Raw genomic sequence first — 16,077 nt, forward strand, 5'->3', positions numbered from 1 at the left:
TACGACGTCGTACGGTCCATAGAGGCGCTGCGCGACGGCAGGGCCAAGGTGTTCTTCGCGATGGGCGGCAACTTCGTCGCCGCGACCCCCGACACCGATGTCACCGAGGCCGCGATACGCCGCGCCCGCCTCACCGTCCATGTGTCGACCAAGCTCAACCGCTCGCACGTGGTCACCGGCGCCCGCGCGCTGATCCTGCCGACCCTGGGCCGCACCGACAAGGACATCCAGGCGGGCGTCCGGCAGATCGTGACCGTCGAGGACTCCATGGGCATGGTGCACGCCTCCCGCGGCAACCTCCCGCCCGCGAGCGATCATCTGCTCTCCGAGCCCGCCATCGTCACCCGCATGGCACGCGCCACCCTCGGCCCGGCGTCGCTGACCCCCTGGGAGGACTTCGAGAAGGACTACGGGCACATCCGCGACCGGATCGCCCGCGTGATCCCCGGCTTCGAGGACTTCAACGCGCGCGTGGCCCGCCCCGGCGGCTTCGCACTCCCGCACGCCCCGCGCGACGAGCGCCGCTTCCCCACCGCCACCGGCAAGGCCAACTTCACCGCGGCGCCCGTGGAGTACCCGAGGCTCCCCGAGGGCCGGCTGCTGCTCCAGACGCTGCGCTCGCACGACCAGTACAACACCACGATCTACGGGCTGGACGACCGCTACCGAGGCATCAAGGGAGGCCGCAGGATCGTGCTGGTCCATCCCGAGGACGCGGCGGAGCTCGGCCTCACGGACGGCTCGTTCGCCGATCTGGTCAGCGAGTGGAAGGACGGCGTGGAGCGGCGCGCGCCCGGCTTCCGGATCGTCCACTACCCGACCGCGCGCGGCTGCGCCGCCGCCTACTACCCGGAGACCAATGTGCTGGTCCCGCTGGGTGCCACGGCCGACACGAGCAACACCCCGACGAGCAAGTCCGTGATCGTACGGTTCGAGCCGTCGAGCTGAGAACGGCGGGGCGGCCGGCGCCGACGACCCCGCGCCGGCCGCCCGTTCCGTACGCCCGTGCCATGATCCCCGCGCCCCGCTCCCGTTCCCCGTTCCGTACGCCCGGTTCGTGCCGTACGCGCGCACCTGCCCCTTCCCGGCTCCGGGTGCCCGGCGCTCCTGTGATGCCCGCCCTAAGCGTTCGCTCAGTCATCTGATAAGCAGGACCGTGCACACGGCGCACGCCGAACGACCGCAGACGATCCGATCGGAGCCGGGCCCATGGGTGAGCAGTCCACCGCGAAACTGCCGCAGGACATCGTCGACGAGTACTCCGCGCTCGGTGTCGACCTGCCCGCGCTCTTCTCCGCCGGGCATCTCGGCACCCGGATGGGCGTGGAGATCGTCGAGGCGTCCGCCGAGCGGGTCGTGGGCACCATGCCCGTCGAGGGCAACACCCAGCCGTACGGGCTGCTGCACGGCGGCGCGTCGGCCGTCCTCGCCGAGACGCTCGGCTCCGTCGGCGCGATGCTGCACGGCCGCAGTTCCAAGATCGCCGTGGGCGTGGATCTCAACTGCACCCACCACCGCGGGGTCCGCGGCGGAACCGTCACCGGGGTCGCGACGCCCGTCCACCGAGGGCGCACCACCGCGACCTACGAGATCGTCATCACGGACGAGCAGGACAGGCGGGTCTGCACGGCCCGTCTGACCTGCCTCCTGCGCGACGCCGCCCCCCGGCCCTGACCCGGGCCCTCTCCGTACGGTCCCGGCCGCCGGCCGGCGAGGCACCCGAAGCGGGCGGCGCCGGTCCCCGATCCGGGCGCGACGGGCGCCCACCCGGGCGGCGCGGGCGCCCGATCCGGGCAACCGGGCATCCCGTACCCGCCGCGGACCCCCCGTATCGTCACTTTCCGTAGTACCTCCCCCCAACGATTTACGGCGACTCCGCCCATCGGGGGCCAAGCCCCGCCGAAGCGGCCGGGAGCGGACACCGGAGCGGACAACCACACCAGGGCATCCGGCCGCCCCTCACCGCCGGAGCCGGGTCCGCGCAGAAAACGATTGTTACGACACATATCCGGGATTGCGGAAAAGTCCCGCGGAATGCCGGATTCCCTTTCCTGGACGTAACACTCGGTAATAAACGCGCAATACAACAGCGGCGCCCCGCACTCGGCTCCCGCCGCCCCGACGATCTCGCCGCCGCCCCCCGGCGGACACTCCCCGGCCGCCGGCCCGCGTCCACGCCGCTCCGCGCCGTCCTGCTGGTTCTCACCATCCGGACCGCCGAACGGTGTTAAACCGCCCTTTCCACCCCGTGTATCCGATCTTCGATTCCCTCCTGTCATAACAAGAGAGTCACAGCATGGCCTGGACCTCTGCACCATTTAGACCGGCGCGCCTAGAGTCACGGCCAGTCACCGCGCCACCGGATTACCTCCAGTTCGGTTCCCGCGCTCGACTCGGTGCGTCCCAGGGGGGGCGGCCGTGCCAGGTGAAAGGACTGAATCGTGCGTCAACGTTCACTCATGGCCATGACGGCCGCGCTCACCGCGGGGACACTCGCACTGACCGCCTGTGGCTCGCGCGACGAGGGCAACGGTGGTACCGCCGAAGGTGGCGAGACGACCGTGGTCATCGCGGTCGACGCCCCGCTGACGGGCGACCTCTCCGCGCTGGGCCTCGGCATCAAGAACTCCGCCGACCTGGCCGTCCGCCAGGCCAACGAGAAGAAGTACGTCCCGGGCGTCACCTTCAAGTTCGAAGCCCTCGACGACCAGGCGCAGCCGTCCTCCGGCCAGCAGAACGCCACCAAGCTGGTCGCCGACAAGGACGTCCTCGGCGTCGTCGGACCGCTCAACTCGTCCGTCGCCGAGTCCATGCAGAAGGTCTTCGACGACGCCAAGCTCGTCCAGATCTCGCCGGCCAACACCAACCCGGCCCTCACCCAGGGCCCGGAGTGGAACGGCGGCACCAAGACGCGCACCTACAAGTCGTACTTCCGTACCGCCACGACGGACGCCATCCAGGGCCCCTTCGCCGCCCAGTACATCTTCAACAAGGCCAAGAAGACCAAGGCCTTCATCATCGACGACAAGAAGACCTACGGCGCCGGCCTCGCCGGCACCTTCACCACCGAGTTCGAGAAGCTCGGCGGCAAGGTCGTCGGGACCGAGCACGTCAACCCCGACACCAAGGACTTCAGCGCCGTCGTCACCAAGGTCAAGAACTCCGGCGCCGACATCGTCTACTACGGCGGCGAGTACCCCGCCGGCGGTCCGCTGAGCAAGCAGATCAAGGACGCCGGCGCCAAGATCCCCGTCGCCGGTGGTGACGCGCTCTACAGCGCCGAGTACATCAAGCTCGCCGGCGCCGCCTCCAACGGCGACATCGCCACCTCCGTCGGCGCGCCCATCGAGACGCTCGACTCCGCCAAGGAGTTCATCGCCAACTACGACAAGGCCGGCTTCAAGGAGGCCTACGAGGCCTACGGCGGCTACTCCTACGACTCCGCCTGGGCGATCATCGAAGGTGTGAAGAAGGTCGTCGAGGACAACGGCGGCAAGCTCCCCGAGGACGCCCGCGCCAAGGTCGTCGAAGCCGTACAGACCGTCTCCTTCGACGGCGTCTCCGGCAAGGTCTCCTTCGACGAGTTCGGGGACACCACCAACAAGCAGCTCACGGTCTACTCCGTCGAGAACGGCGCCCACAAGCCCGTCGAATCCGGCACCTTCAACTAGTCAGCCGCTGACTCCGTAACTCCCACAGCCGCGCGGGGCGCCACACAATGCGCCCCGCGCGGTGCCACATCCGAAGAAAATCGGAGGACCCGCGGTGCACGAACTGCCGCAACAGCTGGTCAACGGCGTGCTATTGGGCTCCATGTACGGGCTCGTCGCCATCGGCTACACGATGGTCTATGGCATCGTCCAGCTCATCAACTTCGCCCACGGCGAGATCTTCATGACCGGCGGCTTCGGCGCCCTCACGGTCTGGCTCATCCTGCCCAACGGCACCACCATGTGGCTGGCCCTGCCACTCATGCTCGTCGGAGCCGTCGTCGTCGCCACCACCATCGCCATCGGCGCCGAACGCTTCGCCTACCGCCCCCTGCGCGGCGCGCCCAGACTCGCCCCGCTGATCACCGCGATCGGCCTCTCCCTGGCGCTCCAGCAGGCCGTCTGGGCCTGGTACCCCGAAGCGAAGTCGGCCCGCACCTTCCCGCAGATCCCCGGCGGCCCCTTCCACATCGGATCCGTCACCATCCAGACCGGTGACATCTTCCTCATCGCCGCCGCCCCGCTCTGCATGGCGATACTCGCGTTCTTCGTGATGCGCACCCGCACCGGACGAGGCATGCAGGCCACCGCCCAGGACCGCGACACCGCCAAGCTCATGGGCGTCAACACCGACCGCATCATCGTCGTCGCCTTCGCCCTCGGCGCGGCCTTCGCCGCCGTCGGCGCCGTCGCCTACGGCCTCAAGTACGGCGTCGTCGAATACAAGATGGGCTTCCTCCTCGGACTCAAGGCGTTCACCGCCGCGGTCCTCGGCGGCATCGGCAACATCTACGGCGCCATGCTCGGCGGACTCGTCCTCGGCATCGCGGAAACCATGGCCACCGCATACATCGCGGACATCCCCGGTATGCAGCAGCTCGGCGGCCAGTCCTGGGCCGACGTCTGGGCTTTCGTACTCCTCATCGTCGTACTCCTCGTCAGGCCACAAGGCCTCCTCGGCGAGCGCGTCGCGGACAGGGCGTGAGAACCATGACCACACAGACATCCCTCGCGGACACACCGGACTCCCCGCCGGCCGCGGCCGAACCGCCACGCCGCGGACTCGTCCCGCTGCCCGCCGCCACCGCACGGGCACTCGCCACCGGCGGCGCCGCCCTGACGGTCGTCAGCGCCTTCCTGGCCTGGACCTGGACCTCCGCCTTCCCCGGAGACCTCACCGTCTACGGATACCCCGGCGGCCTCCAGTGGCAGGTCCTCATCGCGGGAGTGCTCACCCTCCTGTTCGCCCTGGCCTCCTACGGCGTCAAGGGCACCCGCTGGCTGGCGCCCGCGGGCGCTGACGCGGCCCTCAAACTCGCCGCCCTCGCCGGCTTCGCCACCGCCTGGTACACGCTGATCGCCATCACCGTGAAGCTCGGCGGGCTCGCCAACCTCGAACCCGGCGGATACGTCACCGGCGTGGCCACCCTCGCCGCGCTCCTCGGAGCCCTCGCGCTCCCCTTCGAGCGCCCGGCCACCGACCCCGCCGACCCCGAGGACACCGGCTGGGACCAGTTCAAGCACAACGCAGGCAACCGCTGGAGCGTCTTCAAGGCCGCCTTCACCACCGGGCCCGTCAACGCCTCGCGCGCCCTGCCCAGCTACGTCGAGATCCTGATCATCACGGCGGTCCTCGCACTCGGCCTCGGCGTCTTCACCTACGGCATCGGCACCGAGTACGACGAACTGTTCATCGGCTTCATGATCATCGCCGGTCTCGGATTCGCCGCGCTCAACAAAGCCGGCCTCATCAGCCGCGCCTCCGAGATCACCGGCCGCCACCAGAACATCACCATCGCCGGCGCCTTCATCGCCGCCGCCCTGTTCCCCTTCACCCAGACCAACGACCAGTTCGCGACCATCGGCGTCTACATCCTGATCTTCGCCACCGTCGCACTCGGCCTCAACATCGTCGTCGGACTCGCCGGACTCCTCGACCTCGGATACGTCGCCTTCCTCGGCGTCGGCGCCTACGCCGCGGCCCTCGTCTCCGGCTCACCCACCTCACCGCTCGGCGTGCACTTCCCGTTCTGGGCCGCCATCCTCGTCGGCGCCGGAGCATCCCTCGTCTTCGGCGTCCTCATCGGCGCACCCACCCTCCGGCTCCGCGGCGACTACCTCGCCATCGTCACCCTCGGCTTCGGAGAGATCTTCCGCATCACCGTCAACAACACCGACGGCACCTCAGGACCCGACATCACCAACGGCTCCAACGGCATCGCCTCCATCCCGAACCTCAACATCCTGGGATTCGACCTCGGAGCCGAACACGCCGTCGCCGGCATCACCATCGGCCGGTTCGCCAACTACTTCTTCCTCATGCTGCTCATCACGGCCGTCGTCGTCCTCGTCTTCCGACGCAGCGGCGACTCCCGCATCGGCCGCGCCTGGGTCGCCATCCGCGAGGACGAGACCGCCGCACTCGCCATGGGCATCAACGGCTTCCGCGTCAAACTCATCGCCTTCGCCCTCGGAGCGTCCCTCGCCGGACTCGCCGGCACCGTACAGGCACACGTCACCTACACCGTGACACCCGAGCAGTACCTCTTCGCCTGGCCGGTCCCGCCCAACTCCGCGTTCCTCCTCGCGGCCGTCGTCCTCGGCGGAATGGGCACCATGAGCGGCCCCCTCGTCGGAGCCGCCCTGCTCTACCTCATCCCCAACAAACTCCAGTTCCTCGGCGACTACCAGCTCTTCGCCTTCGGAATCGCGCTCATCCTCCTCATGCGCTTCCGCCCCGAAGGACTCATTCCCAACCGCCGCCGCCAACTGGAATTCCACGAAACCGCGGAAGCGCCCACAGTCCTCAGCAAGACAGGGGCCTGACCCATGACCACCGACACCACCACCAAGGACACCGCCCCGGCCACCGCGCCCGGCGAAACCGTCCTCGACGCCCGAGGCGTCACCATGCGCTTCGGCGGCCTCACCGCCGTACGCTCCGTCGACCTGACCGTCGGCAGCGGCGAAATCGTCGGACTCATCGGCCCCAACGGCGCCGGCAAGACCACCTTCTTCAACTGCCTCACCGGGCTCTACATCCCCACCGAAGGCGAAGTCCGCTACAAGGGCACCGTCCTGCCCGCCAAGTCCTTCAAAGTCACCGCCGCCGGCATCGCCCGCACCTTCCAGAACATCCGCCTCTTCGGCAACATGACCGTTCTCGAAAACGTGCTCGTCGGCCGGCACACCCGTACCAAAGAAGGACTCTGGTCCGCCCTTGTCCGCGGCCCCGGATTCCACCGCGCCGAAGCGGCCTCCCGCACCCGCGCCATGGAACTCCTCGAATTCATCGGCCTCGCCGACAAAGCCGAACACCTCTCCCGCAACCTGCCCTACGGCGAACAGCGCAAGCTCGAAATCGCCCGCGCCCTCGCCAGCGAACCGGGACTGCTGCTCCTCGACGAGCCCACCGCCGGCATGAACCCGCAGGAAACGCGGGCCACCGAGGAACTCGTCTTCGCCATCAGGGACATGGGCATCGCCGTACTCGTCATCGAGCACGACATGCGCTTCATCTTCAACCTCTGCGACCGGGTCGCCGTGCTCGTCCAGGGCGAGAAGCTCGTCGAAGGCGACAGCCAGACCGTCCAGCAGGACGAACGCGTCATCGCCGCCTACCTCGGCGAACCCTTCGAAGGCGCCCCCGGCACCGAAGAGGCCGCCGAAGTCGCGGCGGCCGAAGCAGGGGCCACGGGAGCCGCCGAAACCGGGTCCGCCGGACCCGCCGGGTCCGCAGGCAAGGAGAACGACCGATGACCGCACTGCTCGACGTCGAGGACCTGCGCGTCGCCTACGGCAAGATCGAGGCCGTCAAAGGCATCTCGTTCAGCGTCCAGGCCGGCGAAATCGTCACCCTCATCGGCACCAACGGCGCCGGCAAAACCACCACCCTGCGCACCCTCTCCGGACTGATCAAACCGCTCGGCGGCCAGATCAAATTCAACGGCAAATCCCTCAAGAAAACACAGGCGCACGACATCGTCGCCCTCGGGCTCGCGCACTCCCCCGAAGGCCGGCACATCTTCCCCCGCATGACCATCGAGGACAACCTGCTCCTCGGCGCGTTCCTGCGGAAGGACAACGACGGCATCGCCAAAGACGTCCAGCGCGCCTACGACCTCTTCCCCATCCTCGGAGAACGAAGGAAGCAGGCGGCCGGCACACTCTCCGGCGGCGAACAGCAGATGCTCGCCATGGGCCGCGCCCTCATGTCCCAGCCCAAGCTGCTCATGCTCGACGAACCCTCCATGGGGCTCTCACCGATCATGATGCAGAAGATCATGGCCACCATCAGCGAACTCAAGTCCCAGGGCACCACCATCCTGCTCGTCGAACAGAACGCACAGGCCGCGCTCTCACTCGCCGACCAGGGCCATGTCATGGAAGTCGGCAAGATCGTCCTCTCCGGCACCGGACAGAACCTCCTGCACGACGAATCCGTACGCAAGGCCTACCTCGGCGAGGACTGACGACCCGAGGGCACGACACACGACGGGTACGCCCCGTACGCATGGCGGCACAGCANNTGCTGTGCCGCCATGCGTACGTCTACGGCTACTCCCCCTTGGACGCCTTCTTCTCCTTCGCGTCCTCGATGACCGCCTCGGCCACCTGCTGCATCGACAGCCGCCGGTCCATCGACGTCTTCTGGATCCACCGGAACGCCGCCGGCTCCGTCAGCCCGTACTGCGTCTGAAGAATCGACTTCGCCCGGTCCACCAGCTTCCGCGTCTCCAGCCGCTGCGTCAGATCCGCGACCTCACGCTCCAGCGTCCGCAGCTCCGTGAACCGCGACACCGCCATCTCGATCGCCGGCACCACATCACTCTTGCTGAACGGCTTCACCAGATATGCCATCGCCCCGGCGTCCCTGGCCCGCTCCACCAGATCCCGCTGCGAGAACGCCGTCAGCATCAGCACCGGCGCGATGGACTCCTCGGCGATCTTCTCCGCCGCGGAGATCCCGTCCAGCACCGGCATCTTCACATCGAGGATCACCAGATCCGGCCGGTGCTCCCGAGCCAGCTCCACGGCCCGCTCACCGTCACCGGCCTCACCGACGACCGCGTAGCCCTCTTCCTCGAGCATCTCTTTTAGATCGAGACGGATCAGAGCCTCGTCCTCGGCGATGACGACACGCGTCGTCAGCGGCGGGACGTGCGACTTGTCGTCATCGTCGACGGGCTGGGGCGACTCGGGGGCGGTCACGGGGGCTCCTCGTTCAGACAGGATGCTGCTCCCTTGAGCCTACCGAGCTGCGGTAAAGTGGGCCCGAGCGGGGGACCCTGGCCCCTTGCATTCGGAGGCCCCAGTACTCCAACTGGTCAGAGAGGCCGCTCTCAAACAGCGGACAGTGTGGGTTCGAATCCCACCTGGGGCACTTTCCTTGGATTGCAAGTCACGCAGGAGCGCGTGGCAGCCACGTTCAGGTGATCCTGAGGCGTTCTGCGCCCACCGGCCTGTCCAGCGGGCAGGATCGGGCCCATGTACGACCTCAAGACACGCCGAAGGGCGTTGGCCCTGGTCGGCCAGGGGCACAGTCTCAACGCCGTGAGCAAGCAGACCGGCATATCACGTGCGGCGATCCGCTCCTGGCAGATCCGTATCGAACCGCTCCCCGGGACAGGCGCGCAGGCCCAGCCATGTGCACGGTGCCAACCCGTGCCGGGCCGACCGTCCGATCCCGCTTCGTACGCGTATCTCCTGGGCCTCTATCTCGGCGACGGTTGCATCAGTCCGCATCCGCGTACCGGCTATTACTTGCGCATCGCATGCGCGGACGCCTGGCCCGGCCTGATCGCCCGGTGCCAAGCCGCCATCGCCGCCGTCCGGACCGAAGACCGGATCTACGTTCTCCGGAAACAGGGATGCGTGATGGTCACCAGCTACGGACGGCACTGGCCATGCCTGTTCCCTCAGCACGGACCCGGCAAGAAGCATCAGCGCCCCATCGTCCTCGAACCCTGGCAACAGCAGATCGTGGACGCGCACCCGTGGGAGCTGCTGCGCGGACTCGTTCATTCCGACGGATGCCGGGTCACCAACCGGACCACCCGGGTCGTGGCAGGCGAGAAGAAGCGGTACGAGTACGTCCGGTACTTCTTCACCAATCTGTCCGCCGACATCCTGCGCCTGTTCACGGAGACCCTTGATGCCGTCGGCGTCGCATGGCGGCGGGCAAGCGCCAAGAACATCTCCGTCGCCAAGCGCGCGTCCGTCGCTCTCATGGACGCGCACATCGGGGCCAAGCACTGACTACTTCGGGCTGTCGTCCTCGCCGATGTGGTGCACCCGGACCAGGTTCGTGGAACCGGGGATTCCCGGCGGGGAGCCCGCCGTGATCACTACGATGTCCCCCTTCGCGCAGCGCCCGATCCTGAGGAGTTCCTCGTCCACCTGCGCGACCATCGCGTCCGTGGAGTCCACCTGCGGGCCGAGGAACGCCTCCACGCCCCAGGTGAGATTGAGCTGTGCGCGCGTCGCCGGGTCGGGGGTGAAGGCCAGCAGGGGGATCGGCGAGCGGTAGCGGGAGAGGCGGCGGACGGTGTCGCCGGACTGGGTGAAGGCGACCAGGAACTTCGCGCCGAGGAAGTCGCCCATCTCCGCCGCCGCGCGGGCGACCGCGCCGCCCTGGGTGCGGGGCTTGCTGCTCTCGGTGATCGCCGGGAGGCCCTTGGCGAGGATGTCCTCCTCGGCGGCTTCCACGATGCGGCTCATCGTCTTGACGGTCTCGACGGGGTATTTGCCGACGCTGGTCTCGCCGGAGAGCATGACGGCGTCGGTGCCGTCGATGACGGCGTTGGCGACGTCGGAGGCCTCGGCGCGCGTGGGCCGGGAGTTCTCGATCATCGAGTCGAGCATCTGTGTGGCGACGATGACGGGCTTGGCGTTGCGCTTGGCCAGTTTGATGGCACGCTTCTGCACGATCGGAACTTGTTCGAGGGGCATTTCGACGCCGAGGTCGCCGCGGGCGACCATGATGCCGTCGAACGCGGCGACGATCCCGTCGATGTTCTCGACGGCCTGCGGCTTCTCGATCTTGGCGATGACGGGGAGCCGGCGGCCTTCTTCGTCCATGACGCGGTGGACGTCGTCGATGTCGGCCCCGCCGCGTACGAAGGAGAGCGCGATGACGTCGGCGCCGGTGCGCAGGGCCCAGCGGAGGTCGTCGATGTCCTTCTCGGACAGCGCGGGTACGGAGACGGCGACGCCGGGGAGGTTGAGGCCCTTGTGGTCGGAGACCATGCCTCCCTCGACGACGAGGGTGTGCACACGGGGGCCGTCGACGGAGGTGACTTCGAGGGTGACCTTGCCGTCGTCCACGAGGATGCGTTCGCCGCTGGTGACGTCGGTGGCGAGTCCTTCGTAGGTGGTGGCGCAGAGGTGCCGGTCGCCTTCGAGGGATTCGACGGTGATGGTGAATTCGTCGCCGCGTTCAAGGAGTACGGGTCCTTCGCGGAAGCGGCCGAGGCGGATCTTCGGGCCTTGAAGGTCCGCGAGGATTCCGACGCTGCGGCCGGTCTCTTCGGCGGCTTTCCTCACACGCTGGAGGCGCTCTTCGTGGTCGGCGTAGGTGCCATGGCTGAGGTTGAGGCGGGCGATGTCCATTCCGGCTTCTACCAGTGCTTTGATCTGGTCGTATGAGTCGGTGGCGGGCCCCAGGGTGCAGACGATTTTCGCTCGGCGCATATATCGAGCGTAGGGCTTACCGATGGGTAGTGAATTGGCCGCGCATGACTACTCAACAACCTTTGCGTTAAGGGTTGTTGACAAGTGTTGAATTGTGCGGCACCCCGCTCCGATGAGCACGCACTCGGATGAGCATGTACATGTATTCAGGCCCGGCGGTATTCAGACCCTCGGATATTCAGGAACCGAGATCGGGCGGGGTCATGGTGAAGCGCGCGTTCACCTGGGCGTAGACCGTCTGGCGTTGCGGTTCGAGATCGAGCGCGGGCGCGGCGCCGGCCGCTTCGGCGGATCCGAAGGACCGGCTGCGCAGGGCGCCGCCGGCGGGGGTCATGGCGTAGTCGACGGGGGTCTCCGCGCCGAGGTCGGCGAGCTCGACCAGCGCGGCGAGCCGGGCGCCGAGTGCTTCGGCGTATTCACGGGCGCGCTGGACGGCTTCCCGTACGGCTTGGCGGCGGGCTTCGCCGTGGGCCGGGGAGTCGGGGCGCAGGGCCCACCAGGGGCCGTCGACCTGGGCGAGGTCGAGGTCGGCGAGGCGCGTGGTGAGTTCGCCGAGGGCGGTGAAGTCGGTCAGTTCGACGGTGAGATGGACACGGCCGTGGTAGGCGCGGATGCGTTCGCCCCGGCCGTGCTTGGTGAGTTCGGGGCTGATGGAGAAGGCGCCGGTCTCCAGTTTCTCCACGGCGTCGCCGTAGGACTTGATGAGTGCGAGGGCTTCGGCGTTGCGCCGGGTGAGGTCTTCGAGTGCGGTGCGGCGGTCGGTGCCGCGGGCGCCGATGGTGACGCCGATCCTGGCGATCTCGGGGTCGACTTCGAGCCGGGCCTCGCCGCGGACGGCGACGCGCGGGGTGTCGGGGGTGCCGTAGGGCGGGGCGGGTGTCGGTGCGTCGGTGGTCATGTACGGCTCGCTCCCTGGTGCGGCGGTGTACGGCGGGTACGGCAGGCACTGCGAAGACGGCGGGTGCCGCGGGTACGGCGATGACGGCGGTGCCGCTGGGACGGCGGGTACGGCGGGCACTGCGGGGTACTGCGGGTGTCGCGCGCGGGCCGCCACCGCAGGAACGGCCGGCCGCCTCCTACGCACACTCTCGCACTCGGGTACGACAGTCGGCAGTCATCTGATCGAAACCTTGCGGGGGTGTTGCGGTCCTCTGCGTGTGGGCCAGAATCTACGCGCGTTGTTGACTGCTTCGAGGGAGAAGAGAACGAAATGCCGCTGAACCGTAGGACGTTCCTGGGCAGCACCGCTGCCGCCGGTGCGGGTGTGGCCCTGGCGGGAGGGGCGACGGTGCCGGCCGCGGCCGACAGCCGCGACCGGGATCCGGAGCGGTATTCGTTCACCGTGATGGGAACGACGGACCTGCACGGCAACGTCTTCAACTGGGACTACTTCACGGACAAGGAGTACGACGACACCGCCCACAACGACATCGGTCTGGCGAAGATCTCCACGCTGGTCAACCAGATCCGTGAGGCGAAGGGCCGTCGGAACACGCTGCTGATCGACGCGGGTGACACCATTCAGGGCACCCAGCTCTCGTACTACTACGCGAAGGTCGACCCGATCACCGCCAAGCACGGTCCGGTGCACCCGATGGCGCAGGCCATGAACGCGATGGAGTACGACGCGGCGGCGCTGGGCAACCACGAGTTCAACTACGGCATCCCGTTGCTGCGGAAGTTCGAGAAGCAGTGCGACTTCCCGCTGCTGGGTGCGAACGCGCTGGACGCCAAGACGCTCCAGCCGGCCTTCCCTCCGTACGTGATCAAGAAGATGCGTGTGACGCACGCCGCCGATGTACACGTGGCGATCCTCGGTCTGACGAACCCGGGTATCGCGATCTGGGACAAGTCGAACGTCCAGGGGCAGATGACGTTCCCGGGTCTGGAGGAGCAGGCGGCGAAGTGGGTGCCGAAGCTGCGGTCCATGGGCGCGGACGTGGTCATCGTGTCGGCGCACTCGGGTACGAGCGGTACGTCCTCGTACGGCGACCAGGTCCCGTACGTGGAGAACGCGGCGACGCTGGTGGCCGAGCAGGTGCCGGGGATCGACGCGATTCTGGTGGGTCACGCGCACTCGGAGATCGTTGAGCGCCGGGTGGTCAACAAGGAGACCGGCAAGGAGGTCGTGCTGTCGGAGCCGTCCCGCTGGGGCATGCGGCTGACGACGTTCGACTTCGAGCTTGTGGAGGAGCGGGGTGGCTGGCGGGTCGAGAGTGTCTCCGCGAAAATCCTGAACTCCAACACCGTGGAGGAGGACCCGAAGATCGCCAACCTGCTCGTCGACGAGCACCGCAATGCCGTCGCTTACGTCAATCAGATCATCGGTACGTCCACGGAGACGATCACCACGGTCGACGCGCCGTGGAAGGACGAGCCGATCATCGATCTGATCAACCATGTCCAGGCGGAGACGGTGAAGGCGGCTCTGGCGGGCACCGAGTGGGCGGCGCTGCCGGTGCTCTCGCAGGCGTCGTGCTTCTCGCGTTCGGCGGTGATCCCGGCGGGCCAGGTCACCATCAAGGACGCGGCGGGCCTGTACGTGTACGAGAACACCATGGAGGCGCGCCTGCTGACGGGTGCGCAGATCAAGGACTACCTGGAGTTCTCGGCGCGGTACTACGTGCAGACGCCGGCGGGTGCGCCGGTGGACAAGTCGAGGCTCACCAACGCGCAGGGCACCCCCGACTACAACTATGACGTGGTGTCGGGTGTGACGTACGAGATCGACATCGCGAAGCCGGCGGGTTCGCGGATCGTGAACCTTCAGTTCCAGGGCAAGACGCTGGACCCGGCGGCGCAGTTCGTGCTGGCGGTGAACAACTACCGGGCGAGCGGTGGCGGCAACTTCCCGCATGTCGCGGCGTCGAAGCAGCTGTGGTCGAACTCGGACGAGGTCCGTAACACGATCATCACCTGGGTGAAGGCGGCGGGCACGATCGACCCGGCGCAGTTCGCCTCGGTGGACTGGAAGCTGACGCGGGACGGCGTGCCGGTCTTCTGACCTGGAGGGCACCCCGGGCCGGCGTCGGCCCGGGGTGTCAGCGGACTTCGGTGAGCGGGACCAGATCCCTCGGTGCGGGCACCGGGCGGGTCCGGTCCCGTCCGTCGAGTCCGAAGCTGGTGAAGGCGGTGCGCCGGGGCAGCGGGTAGGGCTCGGTGCCGGTGAGGTGGTTGAGGATGGTGGCGCCGCGCCAGGCGGCGAGTCCGAGGTCGGGCGCGCCGACTCCGTGGGTGTGCCGTTCGGCGTTCTGTACGTAGAGGGAGCCGGTGACGGCGGGCGCGAGCGCGACGCGGTGGTGTTCGTCGACGCGGAGCCGTTCGGAGTTGTCCCTGCGCAGATACGGGTCGAGTCCGGCGAGGAGTCCGTCGAGGGGGCGTTCGCGGTAGCCGGTGGCGAGGACGACGGCGTCGGTGGTCAGACGGCTTCTGGTGCCCTGCTGGGTGTGCTCCAGATGGAGTTCGACCTTGGTGGTGGCGACGCGTCCCGCGGTGCGGATGGAGACTCCGGGGGTGAGGACGGCGTCGGGCCAGCCGCCGTGGAGGGTGCGCCGGTAGAGCTCGTCGTGGATGGCGGCGATGGTGTCGGTGTCGATGCCTTTGTGGAGCTGCCACTGCCGTGGGACGAGTTCGTCGCGTACGTGCTCGGGCAGGGCGTGGAAGTAGCGGGTGTAGTCGGGGGTGAAGTGTTCGAGGCCGAGCTTGGAGTACTCCATGGGCGCGAAGGCCTCGGTCCGGGCGAGCCAGTGGATCCGTTCCAGGCCGGTGGGACGGGAGCGCAGCAGGTCGAGGAAGATCTCCGCGCCGGACTGTCCTGATCCGACGACGGTGATGTGCCCTGCGGAGAGCAGCCGGTCACGGTGGGCGAGATAGTCGGCGGAGTGGATGACGGGGACCGTGGGGGCTTCGGCGAGGGGCTTGAGCGGCTCGGGGATGTGCGGCTCGGTGCCGATGCCGACGGCGACATGGCGGGCGTGGGCGCGGCCGAGTGCCTGGGCCTCGCCGCCGTGGTCGAGCTGGGTGAAGTCGATTTCGAACAGGGCGCGTTCGGGGTTCCAGCGGACGGCGTCGACCTGGTGGCCGAAGTGGAGTCCGGGGAGCTGGCCGCTGACCCAGCGGCAGTACGCGTCGTATTCGGCGCGCAGGATGTGGAAGCGTTCGGAGAGGTAGAACGGGAAGAGCCGGTCGCGGGCCTTGAGGTAGCTGAGGAAGGTCCAGCGGCTGGTGGGGTCGGCGAGGGTGACCAGGTCGGCGAGGAAGGGCACTTGCAGCGTGGCGTCCTCGATGAGCAGTCCGGGGTGCCAGCGGAAGGCGGTGCTCTGGTCGTAGAAGGCGGTGTCGAGGCCTCCGTGCACCCCGTCGGCGAGGGCGGCGAGGGACAGGTTGAACGGCCCGATGCCGATGCCCACGAGATCGTGGGGGTGGTCGAGGCGGGCGGGGTGCGTGGTCATCGGCGGGGCTGCCTTCCACGGGTCGGGCACCCGGATGCCCGGGGCCGGTGGCGGTGTCCACGAAGCACAACGAGCCGGTCCCGCACGGGGTATCGCCGTCGTTGAAGGACGGCTGAAAACGCTCCGCCCCGGGAGCCGGCCGTCCGTGCGGGGGCGGTACGGCGTGTCCCGGGGCGGGGCGTCGGGCGCGGGCGGGCCGTCAGGCGCCGCGGATCTTCAGGGCG

13 protein-coding genes and 1 tRNA gene are annotated in these 16,077 nt (G+C 68.3%); 10 read left to right on the plus strand and 4 right to left on the minus strand.

Annotated features, from left to right (window positions below):
* From BFF77_RS26755 to BFF77_RS26785, 7 genes are all read left to right on the plus strand, one after another.
* Nucleotides 1-948, plus strand: a 948-nt coding sequence (locus BFF77_RS26755; RefSeq protein ID WP_281196607.1) for a molybdopterin dinucleotide binding domain-containing protein, incomplete at its 5' end; no start/stop codon positions are given.
* Nucleotides 949-1,209: 261 nt separating this feature from the next.
* Nucleotides 1,210-1,674 carry a hotdog fold thioesterase gene (locus tag BFF77_RS26760; RefSeq protein WP_066954576.1) on the plus strand — a complete coding sequence of 155 codons (465 nt, stop codon included), beginning with the start codon at nt 1,210-1,212 and terminating at the stop codon, nt 1,672-1,674.
* Nucleotides 1,675-2,441: 767 nt separating this feature from the next.
* Entirely contained in the window at nt 2,442-3,671 is a 1,230-nt protein-coding gene (locus BFF77_RS26765) for a branched-chain amino acid ABC transporter substrate-binding protein (protein WP_066954579.1), read from the plus strand.
* Nucleotides 3,672-3,765: 94 nt separating this feature from the next.
* Complete coding sequence (locus tag BFF77_RS26770) at nt 3,766-4,695, plus strand: branched-chain amino acid ABC transporter permease (protein ID WP_066954582.1); 930 nt, start codon at nt 3,766-3,768, stop codon at nt 4,693-4,695.
* A gap of 5 nt (nt 4,696-4,700) precedes the next feature.
* The gene (locus BFF77_RS26775) at nt 4,701-6,536 is read left to right on the plus strand and encodes a branched-chain amino acid ABC transporter permease (protein ID WP_066954585.1); all 1,836 of its coding nucleotides are present in this window, start codon (nt 4,701-4,703) and stop codon (nt 6,534-6,536) included.
* Nucleotides 6,537-6,539: 3 nt separating this feature from the next.
* Nucleotides 6,540-7,469 carry an ABC transporter ATP-binding protein gene (locus BFF77_RS26780; RefSeq protein ID WP_066954588.1) on the plus strand — a complete coding sequence of 310 codons (930 nt, stop codon included), beginning with the start codon at nt 6,540-6,542 and terminating at the stop codon, nt 7,467-7,469.
* A complete protein-coding gene (locus BFF77_RS26785; protein WP_066954591.1) occupies nt 7,466-8,182 on the plus strand; it encodes an ABC transporter ATP-binding protein in 717 nt (238 codons plus the stop codon). The genes BFF77_RS26780 and BFF77_RS26785 overlap by 4 nt, the downstream gene beginning before the upstream one ends.
* 85 nt (nt 8,183-8,267) lie before the next feature.
* Here the strand turns inward: BFF77_RS26785 and BFF77_RS26790 are convergent, their stop codons facing one another.
* A complete protein-coding gene (locus BFF77_RS26790; RefSeq protein ID WP_066954595.1) occupies nt 8,268-8,921 on the minus strand; it encodes an ANTAR domain-containing response regulator in 654 nt (217 codons plus the stop codon).
* A 97-nt stretch (nt 8,922-9,018) separates the two neighbouring features.
* Here BFF77_RS26790 and BFF77_RS26795 point away from each other — a divergent pair.
* Both BFF77_RS26795 and BFF77_RS26800 read left to right on the plus strand, forming a co-directional pair.
* Nucleotides 9,019-9,093, plus strand: a tRNA-Leu gene (locus BFF77_RS26795).
* A gap of 104 nt (nt 9,094-9,197) precedes the next feature.
* On the plus strand, nt 9,198-9,968 hold the full coding sequence (locus BFF77_RS26800; RefSeq protein ID WP_066954598.1) for a helix-turn-helix domain-containing protein: 771 nt from the start codon (nt 9,198-9,200) through the stop codon (nt 9,966-9,968).
* Here BFF77_RS26800 and pyk read toward each other — a convergent pair whose 3' ends face one another.
* On the minus strand, nt 9,969-11,402 hold the full coding sequence (gene pyk / locus BFF77_RS26805) for a pyruvate kinase (protein WP_066954601.1): 1,434 nt from the start codon (nt 11,400-11,402) through the stop codon (nt 9,969-9,971).
* A 178-nt stretch (nt 11,403-11,580) separates the two neighbouring features.
* On the minus strand, nt 11,581-12,300 hold the full coding sequence (locus BFF77_RS26810) for an SIMPL domain-containing protein (RefSeq protein ID WP_066954604.1): 720 nt from the start codon (nt 12,298-12,300) through the stop codon (nt 11,581-11,583).
* Between the two features lie 312 nt (nt 12,301-12,612).
* On the opposite strand from BFF77_RS26810, the gene BFF77_RS26815 reads away from it, so the two are divergent.
* Nucleotides 12,613-14,406, plus strand: coding sequence for a bifunctional metallophosphatase/5'-nucleotidase (locus tag BFF77_RS26815; protein ID WP_066954606.1), 1,794 nt, complete (start codon nt 12,613-12,615; stop codon nt 14,404-14,406).
* A gap of 37 nt (nt 14,407-14,443) precedes the next feature.
* Here BFF77_RS26815 and BFF77_RS26820 read toward each other — a convergent pair whose 3' ends face one another.
* A complete protein-coding gene (locus tag BFF77_RS26820) occupies nt 14,444-15,853 on the minus strand; it encodes a lysine N(6)-hydroxylase/L-ornithine N(5)-oxygenase family protein (protein WP_066954609.1) in 1,410 nt (469 codons plus the stop codon).
* Between the last annotated feature and the right edge of the window lie 224 nt (nt 15,854-16,077).

This window comes from Streptomyces lushanensis, from assembly GCF_001700515.1.
Lineage (GTDB): Bacteria > Actinomycetota > Actinomycetes > Streptomycetales > Streptomycetaceae > Streptomyces > Streptomyces lushanensis.